Origin of the sequence: Vibrio splendidus 12E03, from assembly GCF_000272105.2 — a bacterium.
GTDB lineage: Bacteria > Pseudomonadota > Gammaproteobacteria > Enterobacterales > Vibrionaceae > Vibrio > Vibrio splendidus_I.
Genome location: NZ_AJZD02000356.1, coordinates 1 through 13953, shown reverse-complemented (window position 1 = coordinate 13953; position 13953 = coordinate 1). Strand labels below are relative to the sequence as shown.

Genomic DNA, 13953 nt, shown 5'->3' with positions numbered 1-13953 from the left:
ACAGAGCGGTGGATACGAAAGCAACAACATGTCTTTCCTGAATGTGAGTATCAACACGTTACGTTGACGCTTCCTCACACGCTGTGGCCAATCTTTTGTAATAATTGATTGCTGATATAGGCGTTTTTTAACGCGTACTCACCTTTCGATTGGTCTCACAATTTTTTTAGATTATTTGATTATTAAAAGTGGTTTAATAATAGTTAAATAACTTCTAATTTGAAAAAAATCCGTTATAAAGAGTTAGTAATATAGTTAATCAGTTAAAACGTTACGTTTCCCTAAGACCTTGTATAACGGGGATTTCCGAGTCATTTTGTGTTCAGAACCTCGATGGATTGTGTTCTAAACCACGATGGTGCGTGTTTAGTGGCGTGTTTACAACCACGATGGTGCGTGTTCACAACCACGTTCGTACTGTGTTTCAAACCACGAGTCAATTAATGCCTTACACACCTATTATTAACAGGTTATACACATTTTATTTTGTGGTCAAAACCCCGAACATCAACAATAAAAACAAAACTTAAAAATATACGGTATGTTATTAGTCACTTTTTATTTTTCATAAGTGTTAAAGCGTATGTTTTCTAAATTATGTGTTTAAAACCTCGAAGTTTTTGTTCAAAATAGCATCTGTTTTTGGAGTGTGTGGTTAAAACCCCGAGTTTTAAGTGTTTTTAAATCTTTTATATTCTTCTTTTATACTTCCTTCTTTGTCTTTATAAACAATTATTTTTTCAACTGTTTTTGTTTCTTTTGCTGTTGAATAGGTCACGACATAATCAGGAATGGACTGTTTCTTATCAATCTCTTTTATTTTTCGCCTAAATTCTCGTAATGGAGATTTAACCCCGAATTTATTATAGAGATTTTCTAACCCTATCTCCCATTTCGATTGATTTCCACAATGTTTCCTGCAGAGTTCGTACAATCGTCTATCGTATGGTGATCTTAAAGAAAAATATTGGGGCGCATAAGTTAAGATCTGATTGTTACTTACGGCATCAAACAAAATAGAAGGTAAGATAAGCTCTACATATTTCATTCGACCTGTTTTTTCGTCAGTGATTAAGTCGTAGTCACTAACGAAGCTAAAACCTTTATCCCTCTTTAAACCATTATTATGTGTAGTGGTATAAACGGTTGTGCCTGCTAAACGCTTTAAACTTTCTAGTACCGCTTTATAGGATTTACCGTCAGTACTTTTATTCGTACTTTTTAGAAAATCATACAGTGTAATATGTATCTTTTGACCGACTGCTTGCCCTCTATTTTGTGCCTCTGCTATTTGACCGAAGCAATACAACAATAAATCTTTATCGTGTATCGTTGCCCTACCCTTATCATTTGGTACTATCTCAATTGATGCACCTGTCTTTTTATTATGATAATGATATGTATCAGTATCGACTTTAGAACTAATGCTAAACAAAGGAAACTCCATAGAATGCGTTTCCCCTTTTGGAGACGCATCAATGATATTGGCGACAAATAGTTCTAATTGTTCTGTTGGTATCAAATCTTTAGCCATATCTAAACCTTTTTCAACAATCGTTGAATAATAGCTGTTCTAATCACCGAACTTCGATCTGTCTTGACGTCTTCTTGGGCTTCTACTTCTTTAACTACTTTCTTCACTATATCGAAGGTTTTGACAGTAAGACTCAGATTGATCGTTTTTGTTGTTCCAGGTTCAATGAACTCTTCAGCAATTAAATTATGAAAATCGTCCTTTTCAAACAATTCGGCTAACACATCTTCAAACCAATAAAGACGTTGTTTTTTATTGTAACCAGAAGCAAGAAGGTTAGTTTCAATCTTCTCTACCATCTTTGATGGTATTCTTACGGCTATACGCTTGACTGGTTGTAGAGATGCCTTGTTTGTTTTAATCATTTATAACTGCCCTACTTTTTCTCATCTTTCAAAAAAGTAACTAATAAATTGAATGCTTCATTCAGGTCTTTAGATTTATTTAGATCTAAACTTTCTAACACTTTTTCTGCTTTAAACTCTTTAGTGGCTGCTTCAATAATTCTCTTCATGACATCCACATCAGCTTCTTTACTAATTTTAATGACAGGTTTGTGGGCCGTTAAAGACTGTTTAGTTGGTCTGCCTTCAAGTTTTGCTTTCAGGTCTTCTGGTTCTAATTGTGCTAATGCTGCACATTTTTGAAGACTGGTAATTTTACCTTCCTCAATAGCTTTTATTAAAATATCTGTCTTGTGTTTGACTTTATATTTAATGATCGCTAGATATCTTTGGGCGTCTGCTGTCGATAAGCCGGAGACTGTTCCTAATTTCCTAACGGATATTTTTTCTATTCCGTGCGTTCCGTGGATCAACTTTTCAAGTCTCATCGTTTTTTCAAAGATGGTCATATCTTCACGGTGAACGTTTTCTTCCCATTGCAGAACATCTATTTCGTTTTTAGTTAGACGTTCCTCATTAATTCTTGAAGAAATATATTGTTCACCCAACATAATGTGAGTGAGTAAACGCCTTTCGCCAGAGATTAAGTGAAATACACTGTCCTCTTGCCAAACAACGATTGGGTGTAAGAGTCGAGTAGGGGATTTAAGAACTGCGCAGAACTCAATAATTGACGTTAAATCACCAATTTGTTTTTCTTTAAGTCCAAAGTCCTTTACTACTTTTTCAACGTATTCTTCTATCCAGCCATTATCTTCTTCCTTTTCTAATGACTGATTAATCGGATATTTTACTTGTATTTTCGAAACAAGAACCGTGTCAATCGCTAATTTTCTCGGGTTATCTTGGTCAGTTTTTATATGGGAGATTGGAAGGTTTTTAACTAAGATGCTTTTGCTCTTACTGTCGAGTTGTGAAGCCGTAGCATTTGTCCATTTTTCACTGCTACTTACGTCACCATCAGCTTCAACTTTACCAGTCCCTGCTCTACTTTTATTTGAACCAAACTTTTTAACCACATTAAATCCTTACTGTCTCCGATGGAGACACCTATAAGTTGTTTTTGTTTACTGTCTCCGATGGAGACACTTACTTTTGTTTGAGACGATTATCAATCTCTACAGAACCAAATATTTCACATAAGATGTGTTTACATAAACTTTCACTATGCTTTAAAGCTGTGTGATGTTTACTAATTTGAAATATTGATTTAGGAGAGATGCCTTTTAAGTCTCGCTCAGGGTAGGCGATTGAATAAGGTAGGTAGATATCGTCGGGGAGCATAATAGAACCTAAGCTTTCGTGAAGCATGTCTAAAGTGCCCTTGTGAAGTTTGGTGTTAATTTTAACCTTGTTTGGAACTAAACCAACCAAATTCAACTGATTTTCATCGTCTCTTGCAAAGTTATCGGATTGGATAACTTGTATCATTGCATTAATACCCTGCATTGATTTTTCTTCTGGCTCGAAGGGGATAACAGCGTGAGTTGCGCAACGAATAGCCGATCTGAAAACTGGATTTCTTGACGGCCCTGTATCTAAAACAACCAAATCATAATCTTCACCGACATACTCGTTAAACAAGACCTCTTTAAGACGATTTATGACTTTTTTTTCTATTTGCCCACTTTCATTAGAAAACTCAGTGTTGATTTTTTCAAGAAGAGCAGGGTGTCCCAGTAGACAATCTACTTTTCCAGTAAAACCGTTTTTAGGATTTACAAAGGTCTCGTAAGGTAATACTTCTTTACCGTAAAACGTATCTGCGATTGTTGAACGCTCTTCTATATCTTCACAATCGGGGTCATCTGCGCTCCAATCTGGGTGGATAGGGGGAAGCTGACCACCGGTAGATTGAGAAGAGCTTTCCATTCCTACCCAATAATCCGAACTGTTGCACTGCATATCAAGATCAACGACTAGAACATTCATATGCGTTTTTATAGATGCATATTCAGCAACAATAGAAGAAACTGCCGTTTTACCAACGCCGCCTTTTTGCTGAAAAACACCTAATATCAAGGGTTTCTTTGAACTCATTTCTTTACTCCGATGGGATAAGATATTTAAATAGTATACGTATGTTATTTTGTTTTTTCAACCTTAGATAGAGATAACTTAGACTGTCTCCATCGGAGACAGTCTAAGTCTAGGCTTTCGTGGATTTATGATGCAAAAGGATTAGTTTTCTCTTTAGAAACAGGGGGTAACTGTGTCGATGCCCCTCCTTTCACCCTTTCTGGATAGGGCTTTTCCCTTGGGAAAACTCTTCCCTTGACCCCTTTCCCCTTTGGCGCAGCCTACCCTTTGATACAAAATACTAGTCTTCTGAACCACAGCGCTGGGCGCAGGACATTAGGGGTATTGCTTCAATGTCTATCGGTGGACAATGGTTTGAGTCTTATTGAATATAGGTAATCGTAGTCAGGTTGCTTCAGACGTTTGCTTGGTGAGATAGAGTCATAAAAAGAAGGGAGAGCAATGATGCTCTCCCTTTCTTGTTTACGATGATAGGTCAATCATCTCATGTTGGCAGTGCTGACATTGTAATATCGTGACAGGCTGCTCTTGGCTATAGCGGTTATCTGCTCCAAACTCACCACGCTCTAGGAACGGTGGTTCGTCATTGGCTGGAACATCCAGGGGCTGTAATGCGCCCTGCTCTCCACCGTTGATGCAATAGTTCATGGGTTGCTCCAAAGTTTAGAGGCGAGTGTATACGCCCGTCATGCGCTCAAAGGTCGCTTCCAGTTGGTCGCGGTACACCATTGATTCACATTGAACCTCGATGACGTCACCGTGACGTGCGTTGACCTTTAAAGCGGTCACGGTATACGTGTCGTTGGCCTCCAACTCAATACGCACTTTATTGATGCCCTGTTTGGCTAACCTCGCCGGTAAGGCAAACAATAACCCCCGCTCGATGGCCACGAACTGTTTAGCGCCGGTCATCATGCTGAATCGACGTCCTCCCAGTTGCATGAGAATGGTGTTGGCCACCTGCAGGCGTTGCTCTTTAGAATCGCTCATGCTTTCTCTCCCGTTTGTGTATGGGAGAGTAGACAAAGCGCAAAGACCTCAGGGTCGCCATAAAGCTCAGGGTGCAAATACACATCCATGATGCGGTCTTCGTTGTCCATCACCATCAAGGCCCATAGCGTATTGTGCTCATCACAATAGTAGTGAAATTCACGGTACGGTTCTGAGTTCGTACTCGGTGACACAAACAGTCCACCTGACGTTCTTCGCTCAATCAACGTGATAAGCTGAGATTGCCAGGAGAAGGCTGGACGGTGCACACGTTGTAAGTGAGCCACTTGTGCCAGCATTGAGTGCGACAAGGTGAGGTGGGCCTTTAACGCGTCGCACGGCGGCAAGGTGGTCAGCTGCATGGACAAGGCTTGATAGACGGCGGCCGAATCAACTTGACCGTCATTATCAAAATGCAGGTCGGTTTGATTGGCCATGTTGTCGTCGAGCCAAGCCATCAGCTCAGTCAGTACGTGATTCATGTTGTTCATAGGGTTGCTCCCGTTAAAATAAAAAAGGGAGCGTACCGGGAGGCAAGCTCCCGGTTGGGGTTGAGTTATTGTCGAATGTCACGCATCGCCTGGGCGATGTGTTGCAAGACCTTGTCAGCGCATTGCTCCAACGCTTGTCGGGTAGGATTGGGCTCACGCTCAAGTAACCGTTTCAATTGGCAAGGAAACACCTCCCCGTAGAAGAGGTACAACTTATCAGGCGCGTCTATCTCAAATTGCGCCAGATATTGCTCTATTACAGGAATGATTGTTTCCAGTACGAGAGTGAAAAATTCCAAGTCCCCACCGTTTGAGACCTGCTCAAACAATAAGTGGTTGTCGTCGCCATACGGAAAGCCTTCTTTGAAATACGCAAAGGCTAAGGCATGGTTGGTTGATATGGGTTGCGTCATCATTGTGTCCTTAAAGGTCGATGGGCACCCAAGACCCAATGGGCATCAGATGCCCATTAGGGATAAGCTAAGACGTTAACGTCTTAACGCGTCGTTTGCTTGAGTAAGGATTTGGCTAACGCCACCTCCACACTGTCGCCATCACTGTTGAGTACATCCAATCCATTGTCCGGCATGTCGCCAGAAGTGGATTGAGTGACCGCTATCTTCTTGGCCATCAATACCAGACACGCCATTTGCGCGCTGTCTTGGTAGCCTAAAAAGCTCACGTCCACGTCCTCTCGTTGGCCGATACGCCAGCTGCGTCTTGCCGCTTGCATCAGCGTGTAGACGTTATAGCCAGTGTTGGTAAACACAATCGAAGGGAACTCCAACAAGTCCAGTCCGGTCTTGACCAGCTCTGGGTTGGTGATGAGCACATCAATGCCTCTGTCCACCTGCTCCAGTATCCAATCTTCTCGGTCTTCGGTTTTTACGCTTGAACGCAGCACGGCGCATTTTAAGCCTTGGTCACTTAGCAGTGATTTGAGCCTCGATGCGGTGTCGCGCTTGCCGGTGTAAACGGTGTACACCAAGGTCCGTCGGCCTTTGCGTTTGTTCGCATTGACCATCTCAATGAGCTGTTGCTCTTTGGGGGTTGGTGTCTGCTCATCAAACAAAGCCGGAATATAAGCCAGGGTTTCTTGAGAGCGAGGGTGAGTTACCCTCTCTTCTCGAAACGCGCAATCTGGCCACGCCAGCAGCGCGCTCATGACCACGCCTAATAGGGTTTGGTCTCCAGCGGCTAACGCTTGACGAAGCCTCGCGGTTAAGCGTTGCTCCATGTCGGCGTAATGCATCTGCATCTCATCCTCCATGGCCACTTCAATGAAGTGCTCCTGGTAGTCTGGCAAAATGCCGTCACCCATATCAGCCAGTTTGACGAACACCGTGTAAGGTAAGACAAATTTGGCCACCCCCATCGGCCCAAAACCGGGCGCGCGGGTTTGACTCACTTTGACGTTCTTGCCTTTCGCGGTTTTGTGGTTCACATCGTGGGTCACTTTCATGATTTCCTTGATGATGCCGTGCTCTTGCGAGAACGAGAGGGCGGCGCTGCCGAGCTTTCCTCGGTGGTAACGATAGCCCTCTTCCATCATCACCGATGGCATGGTGCGCCACAGCAGATAAAAAAGGTCTTCCGCATAGCCGCCCATCAGTGTTCCCGTCAGCAGTAAGCACTGTTTTACGCAACCGGCGAGTACCTGCATGGCTTGGCCTTGGGCCGCCCCTGCGTTCTTATATTCATGCGCCTCATCGATGATGAGCCAGTCAAAGAACCCCTTCGGGAAGTAGCGTTTGATGAACTCACTCGCTTGGTAATCGCCTTGACCAAACGCAAATTGCGTTTTGGCCAACTTGCGCTCAATGCGTTCCGATTGTCGGTCGTTAAACACAAACTCCCCGTCTTCATCGAGCAAGTTAACCAGCTCGTAGATGTTGTCCGTCAGCGCTTTCGCCAGCACGCGCTCACCCACGCCATCGAGCAGCTTCCCTGCGGTGACTTTACCGATGGTCGGTAAGGTCTGCAGGGCGCGTGAAATGGTCTTGCTCAGGTTGTCGTGTTGGCGTTGACGTTTAAGCGTCCACAGCGGTGCGCTGCATACTTTACAGCTCTGTTGCACATCGACCGAAAAATGCGTCGGAGCGATAAGCTCGCCCTCTTCATCTCTGGCTAATGCGCCGCAATCCGAGCAACGAACAAAGTCCAATTGAGCGGTTTGCGCCTGCAGACCGTCATGGCCTAACGTGCGTTTGAGCGTCTTGGTTTGATAGGCGCTCTCCCAGTGATACCCCATGCGCATCCGAACCCGGCCTAATATCACGTACTCAGGCCCATCATGAGGCGCCGCTTGTCTCAGCTTGAGCAAAGAGCGCAACGTATCAGGGCCATTGAGCACCCACACCTTGGCGTTATGAACGGTATCGAGAATTTCTCGGCGCCATTTGTACACCAGGTGCGGCGGAGCTAACAGTAAAAAGCGTTTAGCTTTACCTTCGTGGTAAGCCACCGCCGTAGTGGCGATACCCATAATGGTCTTGCCGGTCCCCATTTCGCCGTTGAGAATGCCCGCCGGGGCGCGCTCATCGAGCAGTAGGGTACTGATGGCCTGAATCGCTTCGGCTTGCGCCTCAAACGGAACCCGCTTAAGCGATTGCATCACCGCCGTGCGCCTTTCACACGCCGACTGATAACGCGCCGGGTGCGCCGCTTCGATGTTGGCCAGTAGGCCGTCACCGAATTGGTCGATGAAGTCATGCAGAGACAACACGTTGTCTTGCTCGTTTTGTTGAGTGGTGTCTTGAGTGGTTTCTGTCGAGTCGCTCATCCCATCGCTCCTTGCGGTACGGTTAACACGCCTTGCTGGAGCGCTTCACTGACTAAGGGCTCCATCACGTCAATCTGCAAGTCCAAGTGATACGCAAATACCCCATAGGAGGGCAGCTCGTGAATCATGGATTGCAGTCTCGGTTGTAGGGCCGGTTGCCAATGTTCTAACAGCGGCAAATGACACAGCTGCTTGAGCGTTGGCCACAACGTGGTGTGAGAAAGCGGGGTTTGACTCATCACCGTCATACTTTGACCGCTAGGTTTCAGTAACGACGGATGAATAAGCCAGGTATGCACCCATTCGCCCACGGGCGTGTGTTTGGGTAACCGCGTAGTACGTTTGGTGAGTGACTTCGCCTGGGCAAAGTCGAGCACCAGATTACCGCCTGGCAATTTGACGGTCATGACGCGTATTCCGCCTTCGCTCATCGGTAGTGTGAGCGCGGCGAAAAAGTGTTGCATGGCGCCATCGCGTCCCCATATGGAGAGAAATTGCACTTGGTTATCAGCGGTGGTGACCACCGCATCGAGATAAAGCCCGTTATCGAGCGAAATCAGTGGAGTCTTCATGGTTAGGTTCCTTATTAAAAAATAAGGCGCCTTCCCGTCAGGAAAAGCGCCTGACGGGCAGTGAAGTTATTGTATGACCACGATGCGACCAAAGCGCTCACCCGGGGTGAGGTCAATCGCTCGAATAAGCGGTTGAAATTGGTCTATCACAGTGGTGATGGTTTGACTCTCATCAACAGTGGTCACAGTGCGCTGCACCTTTTGAGTGCCGCCTTTGACCAGCAGTGTCTGAGCGCCATCGTTGCTGTGTACCTTGCCGGCAATTTGTCCCGCCGCGAGCGACAACGACAAATGCCAAGGTGACAGTTTTCTTAACGGCCGAGGCACTTGGTGGTGCCTCGCGAGGTTAAATTGGGTGTCAAAGGTGGGCCAAAGCCCCCCATGCGCCCCAAACGCTTGCTCAAGTTGCCCGGTGTTTGGCCGTATCATTTCAAAACGAAACGACGCGTCATTGACCGGGGCTATTTCAAACGGTCGGGTGGGGGGAGGTCCCAGAGCTTTACCTTCGCCAGCGATTATCAATTGGGTCGCCGTTTGTGTGCGCTCCGTTTGATGCTCTGGCCCTCTCATGTCCGCTTTGCGCCCTAAGATGACCACTTGTTTAAAGCGGCCCGTTGAGGCTTCGAACACCTCGACCTGTCGTAGCCGCATCGCAAGATAACGACTAAACGCAGGCGAGAGAGAGGGATAGGGCACCACCAACGCCAATACGCCGTCGCGCTTTAGCGTGGGGAGCAGGCGTTGAGTGAACTGCACTTCCAGTCTGGCCATGTCACGATGCTGCTTGTCCACCTGGTCGGTGACCACCGCGCCATACGGCGGGTTTAAAAACAGCAACGTTTGACTGCCTGAGCCGATTTGTGTGTCAAACGCATTGCTGCGCAGCACCGAATCGAGGCATTGACTGGCAGTGACGGCTCGCGCTTCATCCAGCTCCACCCCATAGGTGTGAAGCGCGCTCTGCTCATGGTGGTCGATGTGACTCGCCAACTGAGCCAGCGCCTTGCCTTCCCCGCAACACGGGTCGAGCAAGCGCTGAGTGCCCGCTTTGAACCGAAGCCGCTTGGCTATCTGGGTTAAGGTCGCCTCATCGGTCGGGTAATACCCGTCCTTGAGGTAGTTGTGCGCCACGCGCGGGTGCATTACGGCCATTAGCTTGCCTCCTCATCAAGACGAAGGCGCATCCAATGCTGCGCTTTGGGCTCAAACTTCCACACGCGCTCATTATTGATGCGACGCTTGAGGTAAGCCAGTTGTTTGCCCATCACTTCTCGCCCCACTTCTGGGGTGAGCTTGACGATGTCACCAATGTGACTTGGTAATGGCCACAGTGGCCCAAACAAGCTGACTAAGTCCTCTTGACTTTCGTGAGGCGACGCCAACGCCAACGCCTGACTGGCCACGTCTCGCTGCTCGGTCAGCTGTTGCTGCGCCTTGCGCTCTTTGGCTAACGGATCTTCTTCCATTGGCTCGTCTCGTGGCAGCGCCTCTTCTTTGTAATCACTGAGCCAAATGCCGTTAAGCTCGGCGCGTGTTTCAATCACAAATCGGTTGCTGGTTTGATAGCTGCCCGGATAAATACGTTGTAATCCAAAGGTGCCTTGATAGGTGCCTTCGCTGTATTCATCTAAGACCGCGTCTCGAACGGAGAATTGACCAATGTCGGTATCGAGCATGGCGACGTTAAAGTCGCCATAACGCCCGCTAACGGTTTTGATGGTGAGTGTGCCGGGTACTTGGACCATGTTGGCCTCCTGAGTTAAAAGTCAAAAGGCCTCCCACCGGAAGACCTCTCCGGTTAGGGAATAGTAAAAGTTAAAGCCAGCCGCGCTCAGCAAACGAGGTGACGGTTTCACCGACCACAAAGTGGTCGAGGATGCGCACGTCAATCAGTGCCAGAGCATCCGACAATTGCCGTGTGATACGGCGGTCCGCCTGACTGGGCTCGCTGCATAGGCTAGGGTGGTTATGACATAAAATGACTGAGGTGGCATTCCAGAGTAGGGCGCGTTTCACGACCTCTCGGGGGTAGACACTGGCCGAGTTAACGGTGCCATAAAACAATATCTCAAACTCAATCAACTGATGTTGGGTATTAAGAAAGAGCACGCCAAAGACTTCTCTGTCCATTCCCTGCAGTAAGCCACTGAGGGTCCGTTTCGTTTGCTCTGGGCTGTCTAAGGTGGCCCCGCGTGATAAACGGTCGATGGCGATGGCTTTGGCCATATCCAGCAGTTCATCGGGACTCACCGGCTCGGTGAGTTGGTAGTATTCGCCAGGGGCGTCTTGCAGCTCTTGCAATTTGCCTTGGCCATAGGAGGATTGGTATCGCATATCATCACCAATCCATACTGGTCATCGGGAGCGCCGCCGGGTGCTCTGGCAAGTTATGGACTGCTTGACAAAACAACCACCACTCGAAGGCGCTTTTAGGGTGACACACTAAGCGAAACGCTTGTTCATCCCCATATAACCCGGTTATCGGCTCAACCGACATACGCGTGAGCGTTTGCATTAGCAATATCTGCGATTCTGACAGTGCATCGAGTGGCGGCATTGAGTAAAAGGACTTTTCGCATCGGCGTGGGCAACGTGATAAAGGCTCGGCCTGTTTCAATTGCTGCTTAATGCGTTTTATCCAACTCTCAGCCGTACTCCAGCGTCCATTGGGTTTCAGACTGCCAGACTCGACGTCTTCTGACCAACGAATACCAAGGTAACGCACGGCATCAGTCGCCGTTAGAAAACCATGGCAGGACCATTCGTCTCGTACGCGCTTGCCGTCATCATCAAACAAGTTGCTCTCACCAAACTCTCCGGTAAAAACAAACGTGTCAGTGCGAGGCAGTGTCAATCCTAAGTGTTTTTTTACATCGGAATGAAAAGCGTCAGTGACGCTAAGGCCTTGCTGCTCAAACCACGCTTTCGCGTCACTCACCAATGCGGTGATGGGGTAGTGCCACGCTTGCATGGCATAACAGATTGAATAAGACATAGGGTGTGCTCCTAATAAAAAAAAGGAGCACCCATGAAGGGAAGCCCCCTCATGGGTAAAGGTGGTGCAAAGCACCACCGTATTGACGGTCAATGATTATGCGTCGTGCACCTCGTCCTCTTTGGTCGTGATGATGAGCATAGGTTGATCGTGTCGGTCTCGCTCAATGCTGGCAATTAAGTCGAGTGAGCGGTTTACGTACAGGTTATCGAGGCTGGGTGGTTGGCACACAGTAAAGGGCACCTGCGATTGAGCCGGTACTTTACGGGCGGCTCGCCGCGCCAGTTTCAGCAATTGAAGGGTAAGCTTCTCTTTGCTGCACTCAATGATAACGTCCGGTACATCAACCGCTAGAAAGTACGCTTGTTGACTGATGCCTGTGTACGGGAAGTAAAAGCCCGCGTCCTTGGCTGTTGCTGTAATATCAATAAAGCCCGATGGATCGAGGGCGTCATTAAGTACATAGTGACCAAATAGCGGTGGGGTAGTTTGACTCATAATCGCTCCTAATAAAAAGGAGCGCCCCCTTTAGGAGAAAGCTCCTAAAAAGGTGAGGTGATTCGGCAAGATAGCTTGAGTGTTAACGTCTTTGGCGTGCGAACTTCATGCGAAGGATCGGCGCCGCGTTGCGTTGAAGCAGTGTCCAATGCGCAGCAAAAAACGTCATGGGTGCATGACTTTTCCAAACCAGCCAAAAGACCAGTAGAAAGATGCCCCAAAAAACGAAGTTATCGAGTAGGGTTGTGTAGTCCATGTGTTTCTCCTGTTGTAAAACAAGGAAACACTTGCCCAAAGGAAAGGTTTCCTATGGGTGGTGAGGGGTAGCTGATGGATTATCAGTATGCTTTCACTTCTTTAAAAAGAAGCCGCGACACGTTTCAGAGAGCCATTTAAGGGCGGTTAAACCCGTGTGCTTAATACTGGTGCGTCAGTATTCAACGTTTGAAGTATTTAGGTTAAAAGAGGGTATGATGCGTGTCAACCACTTTGTGTTGGTGAGGGCGGTGGTGGTATTGTAAGGGCTTGCACGACTTTTCTAAGTAGGAATATAACGTGGGAATGGATAACCGTTTTATGAATGCACTAGAACTTGATATTGTTAAGACTCTTAATAGTCTTTTAGGTGTATCTTCAGAGCAAGATACAAGGGTTTATGATTTAGCTGAAGCGGTAGTGATACAGTTAGTCAATGAACACTTTATTTCTCAGGAAGCATTCTGTGGTGAACAGTGCCGAATCTGCCAGCTAAATGACGAATTAATTGATTTCCTTGAACCTAGACGGTTAGATAGAGTAACTGTTGAGCGTTGTAATTATGACGCACGCTTGATTGAGTAACCCATCAGGAGTGAAGTACATTAAGAGCTGAACACAAAATTACATTTAGTGTTGGTGTCCAGCCTGGCAAACATGCAATCAATTACTTGCCAGGTAAGCGTTGTATCCAGTTTACTATCTTATCCCACGTATTTTTGTCATGAGTTCCCGTAAGCACAGTTCTATTGTAAAAAGCATCTTGATAACAGCGATCTTCGGTGACCACTCCAATCGTCGGATAGTGTCTGAAGTGACTGAGTAGGTGGTGAACTTTTCTTAATCTTTCATCGTGAGAGTAGCATCGATTTATTATAAAAGATAAAGAGATCTTCTTCCTACTTAACACCTTTGAGTCAAGTAACGATTTTATAAATGGCAAACTGGCATGAAGATCTATTGGTGAGGGAGCCATTGGAATGATGACACCATCCATAAAATGAATATACCTCGCCATTTCCCCTTGTGTGAAGTTAGACGGAGAATCAACGATCACAAAGTCTGTGTCTTTCGGTACTCGGATTTTCAAAGTGAGTTCAGACAAGCTATAAAAAGAGGGGGTGTATGCGCTTACAAATCCTGGAATTATGTTTATTGCCCAATCGTGGCTCGACTTTTGTTTGTCAAAATCGATAAGGGCGACTTTATAACCTTGATTTAAAAGCTGGCTGATTATGCCGATGACAACCGTTGATTTTCCAACCCCTCCTTTTGAGTTCATTATGAGCACCTTTTTGGCTTTTGTGTTTGCTAAGCTAATGGTGTTTTTTCTTAATTGTAAGGGCACTAGAATCCGTCTTATTGGAAGAGAAGGAAATATACTTGAATTTT

General features: G+C 46.5%; 18 protein-coding genes. 1 reads left to right on the top strand and 17 read right to left on the bottom strand.

Translation table 11 applies throughout. The features are described from left to right. Nucleotides 1-670: 670 nt before the first annotated feature. From A142_RS23435 to A142_RS25260, 16 genes are all read right to left on the bottom strand, one after another. Nucleotides 671-1534 (bottom strand): replication initiator protein A, encoded by an 864-nt coding sequence (locus A142_RS23435; RefSeq protein ID WP_019820939.1) that lies wholly within the window; start codon nucleotides 1532-1534, stop codon nucleotides 671-673. A 2-nt stretch (nucleotides 1535-1536) separates the two neighbouring features. Beyond that, a complete protein-coding gene (locus A142_RS23430) occupies nucleotides 1537-1899 on the bottom strand; it encodes a hypothetical protein (protein ID WP_017108794.1) in 363 nt (120 codons plus the stop codon). An 11-nt stretch (nucleotides 1900-1910) separates the two neighbouring features. After that, nucleotides 1911-2957 carry a hypothetical protein gene (locus tag A142_RS23425; RefSeq protein WP_019820938.1) on the bottom strand — a complete coding sequence of 349 codons (1047 nt, stop codon included), beginning with the start codon at nucleotides 2955-2957 and terminating at the stop codon, nucleotides 1911-1913. A 70-nt stretch (nucleotides 2958-3027) separates the two neighbouring features. Then, nucleotides 3028-3978 (bottom strand): ParA family protein, encoded by a 951-nt coding sequence (locus A142_RS23420; protein ID WP_019820937.1) that lies wholly within the window; start codon nucleotides 3976-3978, stop codon nucleotides 3028-3030. Nucleotides 3979-4440: 462 nt separating this feature from the next. Further along, nucleotides 4441-4626, bottom strand: coding sequence for a hypothetical protein (locus A142_RS23415; protein WP_019820936.1), 186 nt, complete (start codon nucleotides 4624-4626; stop codon nucleotides 4441-4443). Nucleotides 4627-4641: 15 nt separating this feature from the next. Further along, nucleotides 4642-4968 carry a hypothetical protein gene (locus tag A142_RS23410; RefSeq protein WP_019820935.1) on the bottom strand — a complete coding sequence of 109 codons (327 nt, stop codon included), beginning with the start codon at nucleotides 4966-4968 and terminating at the stop codon, nucleotides 4642-4644. Beyond that, nucleotides 4965-5459 (bottom strand): hypothetical protein, encoded by a 495-nt coding sequence (locus A142_RS23405; RefSeq protein ID WP_019820934.1) that lies wholly within the window; start codon nucleotides 5457-5459, stop codon nucleotides 4965-4967. Before A142_RS23405 ends, A142_RS23410 begins: the two co-directional genes overlap by 4 nt. 65 nt (nucleotides 5460-5524) lie before the next feature. Then, nucleotides 5525-5872, bottom strand: coding sequence for a hypothetical protein (locus tag A142_RS23400; protein ID WP_019820933.1), 348 nt, complete (start codon nucleotides 5870-5872; stop codon nucleotides 5525-5527). 83 nt (nucleotides 5873-5955) lie between these two features. After that, nucleotides 5956-8241 carry a DEAD/DEAH box helicase family protein gene (locus A142_RS23395; RefSeq protein WP_019820932.1) on the bottom strand — a complete coding sequence of 762 codons (2286 nt, stop codon included), beginning with the start codon at nucleotides 8239-8241 and terminating at the stop codon, nucleotides 5956-5958. Beyond that, a complete protein-coding gene (locus A142_RS23390; RefSeq protein WP_019820931.1) occupies nucleotides 8238-8813 on the bottom strand; it encodes a hypothetical protein in 576 nt (191 codons plus the stop codon). Before A142_RS23390 ends, A142_RS23395 begins: the two co-directional genes overlap by 4 nt. 66 nt (nucleotides 8814-8879) lie before the next feature. Next, nucleotides 8880-9965: a DUF6094 domain-containing protein gene (locus tag A142_RS23385; protein ID WP_019820930.1), complete on the bottom strand. Its 1086-nt coding sequence runs from the start codon at nucleotides 9963-9965 to the stop codon at nucleotides 8880-8882. Further along, nucleotides 9965-10558, bottom strand: a complete 594-nt coding sequence (locus A142_RS23380; protein WP_019820929.1) for a DUF3275 family protein — start codon at nucleotides 10556-10558, stop codon at nucleotides 9965-9967. The genes A142_RS23385 and A142_RS23380 overlap by 1 nt, the downstream gene beginning before the upstream one ends. A 70-nt stretch (nucleotides 10559-10628) precedes the next feature. Next, nucleotides 10629-11147, bottom strand: a complete 519-nt coding sequence (radC, locus tag A142_RS23375) for a RadC family protein (protein ID WP_019820928.1) — start codon at nucleotides 11145-11147, stop codon at nucleotides 10629-10631. A 4-nt stretch (nucleotides 11148-11151) separates the two neighbouring features. Then, complete coding sequence (locus A142_RS23370) at nucleotides 11152-11808, bottom strand: hypothetical protein (protein ID WP_019820927.1); 657 nt, start codon at nucleotides 11806-11808, stop codon at nucleotides 11152-11154. 96 nt (nucleotides 11809-11904) lie between these two features. Continuing rightward, nucleotides 11905-12306, bottom strand: a complete 402-nt coding sequence (locus A142_RS23365) for a hypothetical protein (RefSeq protein ID WP_019820926.1) — start codon at nucleotides 12304-12306, stop codon at nucleotides 11905-11907. An 82-nt stretch (nucleotides 12307-12388) separates the two neighbouring features. Beyond that, complete coding sequence (locus A142_RS25260) at nucleotides 12389-12562, bottom strand: hypothetical protein (protein WP_019820925.1); 174 nt, start codon at nucleotides 12560-12562, stop codon at nucleotides 12389-12391. Between the two features lie 299 nt (nucleotides 12563-12861). On the opposite strand from A142_RS25260, the gene A142_RS23360 reads away from it, so the two are divergent. Then, nucleotides 12862-13146 carry a hypothetical protein gene (locus A142_RS23360; protein ID WP_019820924.1) on the top strand — a complete coding sequence of 95 codons (285 nt, stop codon included), beginning with the start codon at nucleotides 12862-12864 and terminating at the stop codon, nucleotides 13144-13146. A gap of 82 nt (nucleotides 13147-13228) precedes the next feature. Here the strand turns inward: A142_RS23360 and A142_RS23355 are convergent. Further along, nucleotides 13229-13953: ParA family protein (locus A142_RS23355; protein WP_139137207.1), on the bottom strand; the 725-nt coding region annotated here is incomplete at its 5' end.

Coding starts and splice junctions, on each gene's coding strand:
- A142_RS23435 (WP_019820939.1), bottom strand. CDS start 1,534: ATGGCTAAAGATTTGATACCAACAGAACAATTAGAACTATTTGTCGCC.
- A142_RS23430 (WP_017108794.1), bottom strand. CDS start 1,899: ATGATTAAAACAAACAAGGCATCTCTACAACCAGTCAAGCGTATAGCC.
- A142_RS23420 (WP_019820937.1), bottom strand. CDS start 3,978: ATGAGTTCAAAGAAACCCTTGATATTAGGTGTTTTTCAGCAAAAAGGC.
- A142_RS23415 (WP_019820936.1), bottom strand. CDS start 4,626: ATGAACTATTGCATCAACGGTGGAGAGCAGGGCGCATTACAGCCCCTG.
- A142_RS23410 (WP_019820935.1), bottom strand. CDS start 4,968: ATGAGCGATTCTAAAGAGCAACGCCTGCAGGTGGCCAACACCATTCTC.
- A142_RS23405 (WP_019820934.1), bottom strand. CDS start 5,459: ATGAACAACATGAATCACGTACTGACTGAGCTGATGGCTTGGCTCGAC.
- A142_RS23400 (WP_019820933.1), bottom strand. CDS start 5,872: ATGACGCAACCCATATCAACCAACCATGCCTTAGCCTTTGCGTATTTC.
- A142_RS23395 (WP_019820932.1), bottom strand. CDS start 8,241: ATGAGCGACTCGACAGAAACCACTCAAGACACCACTCAACAAAACGAG.
- A142_RS23390 (WP_019820931.1), bottom strand. CDS start 8,813: ATGAAGACTCCACTGATTTCGCTCGATAACGGGCTTTATCTCGATGCG.
- A142_RS23385 (WP_019820930.1), bottom strand. CDS start 9,965: ATGGCCGTAATGCACCCGCGCGTGGCGCACAACTACCTCAAGGACGGG.
- A142_RS23380 (WP_019820929.1), bottom strand. CDS start 10,558: ATGGTCCAAGTACCCGGCACACTCACCATCAAAACCGTTAGCGGGCGT.
- radC (WP_019820928.1), bottom strand. CDS start 11,147: ATGCGATACCAATCCTCCTATGGCCAAGGCAAATTGCAAGAGCTGCAA.
- A142_RS23370 (WP_019820927.1), bottom strand. CDS start 11,808: ATGTCTTATTCAATCTGTTATGCCATGCAAGCGTGGCACTACCCCATC.
- A142_RS23365 (WP_019820926.1), bottom strand. CDS start 12,306: ATGAGTCAAACTACCCCACCGCTATTTGGTCACTATGTACTTAATGAC.
- A142_RS25260 (WP_019820925.1), bottom strand. CDS start 12,562: ATGGACTACACAACCCTACTCGATAACTTCGTTTTTTGGGGCATCTTT.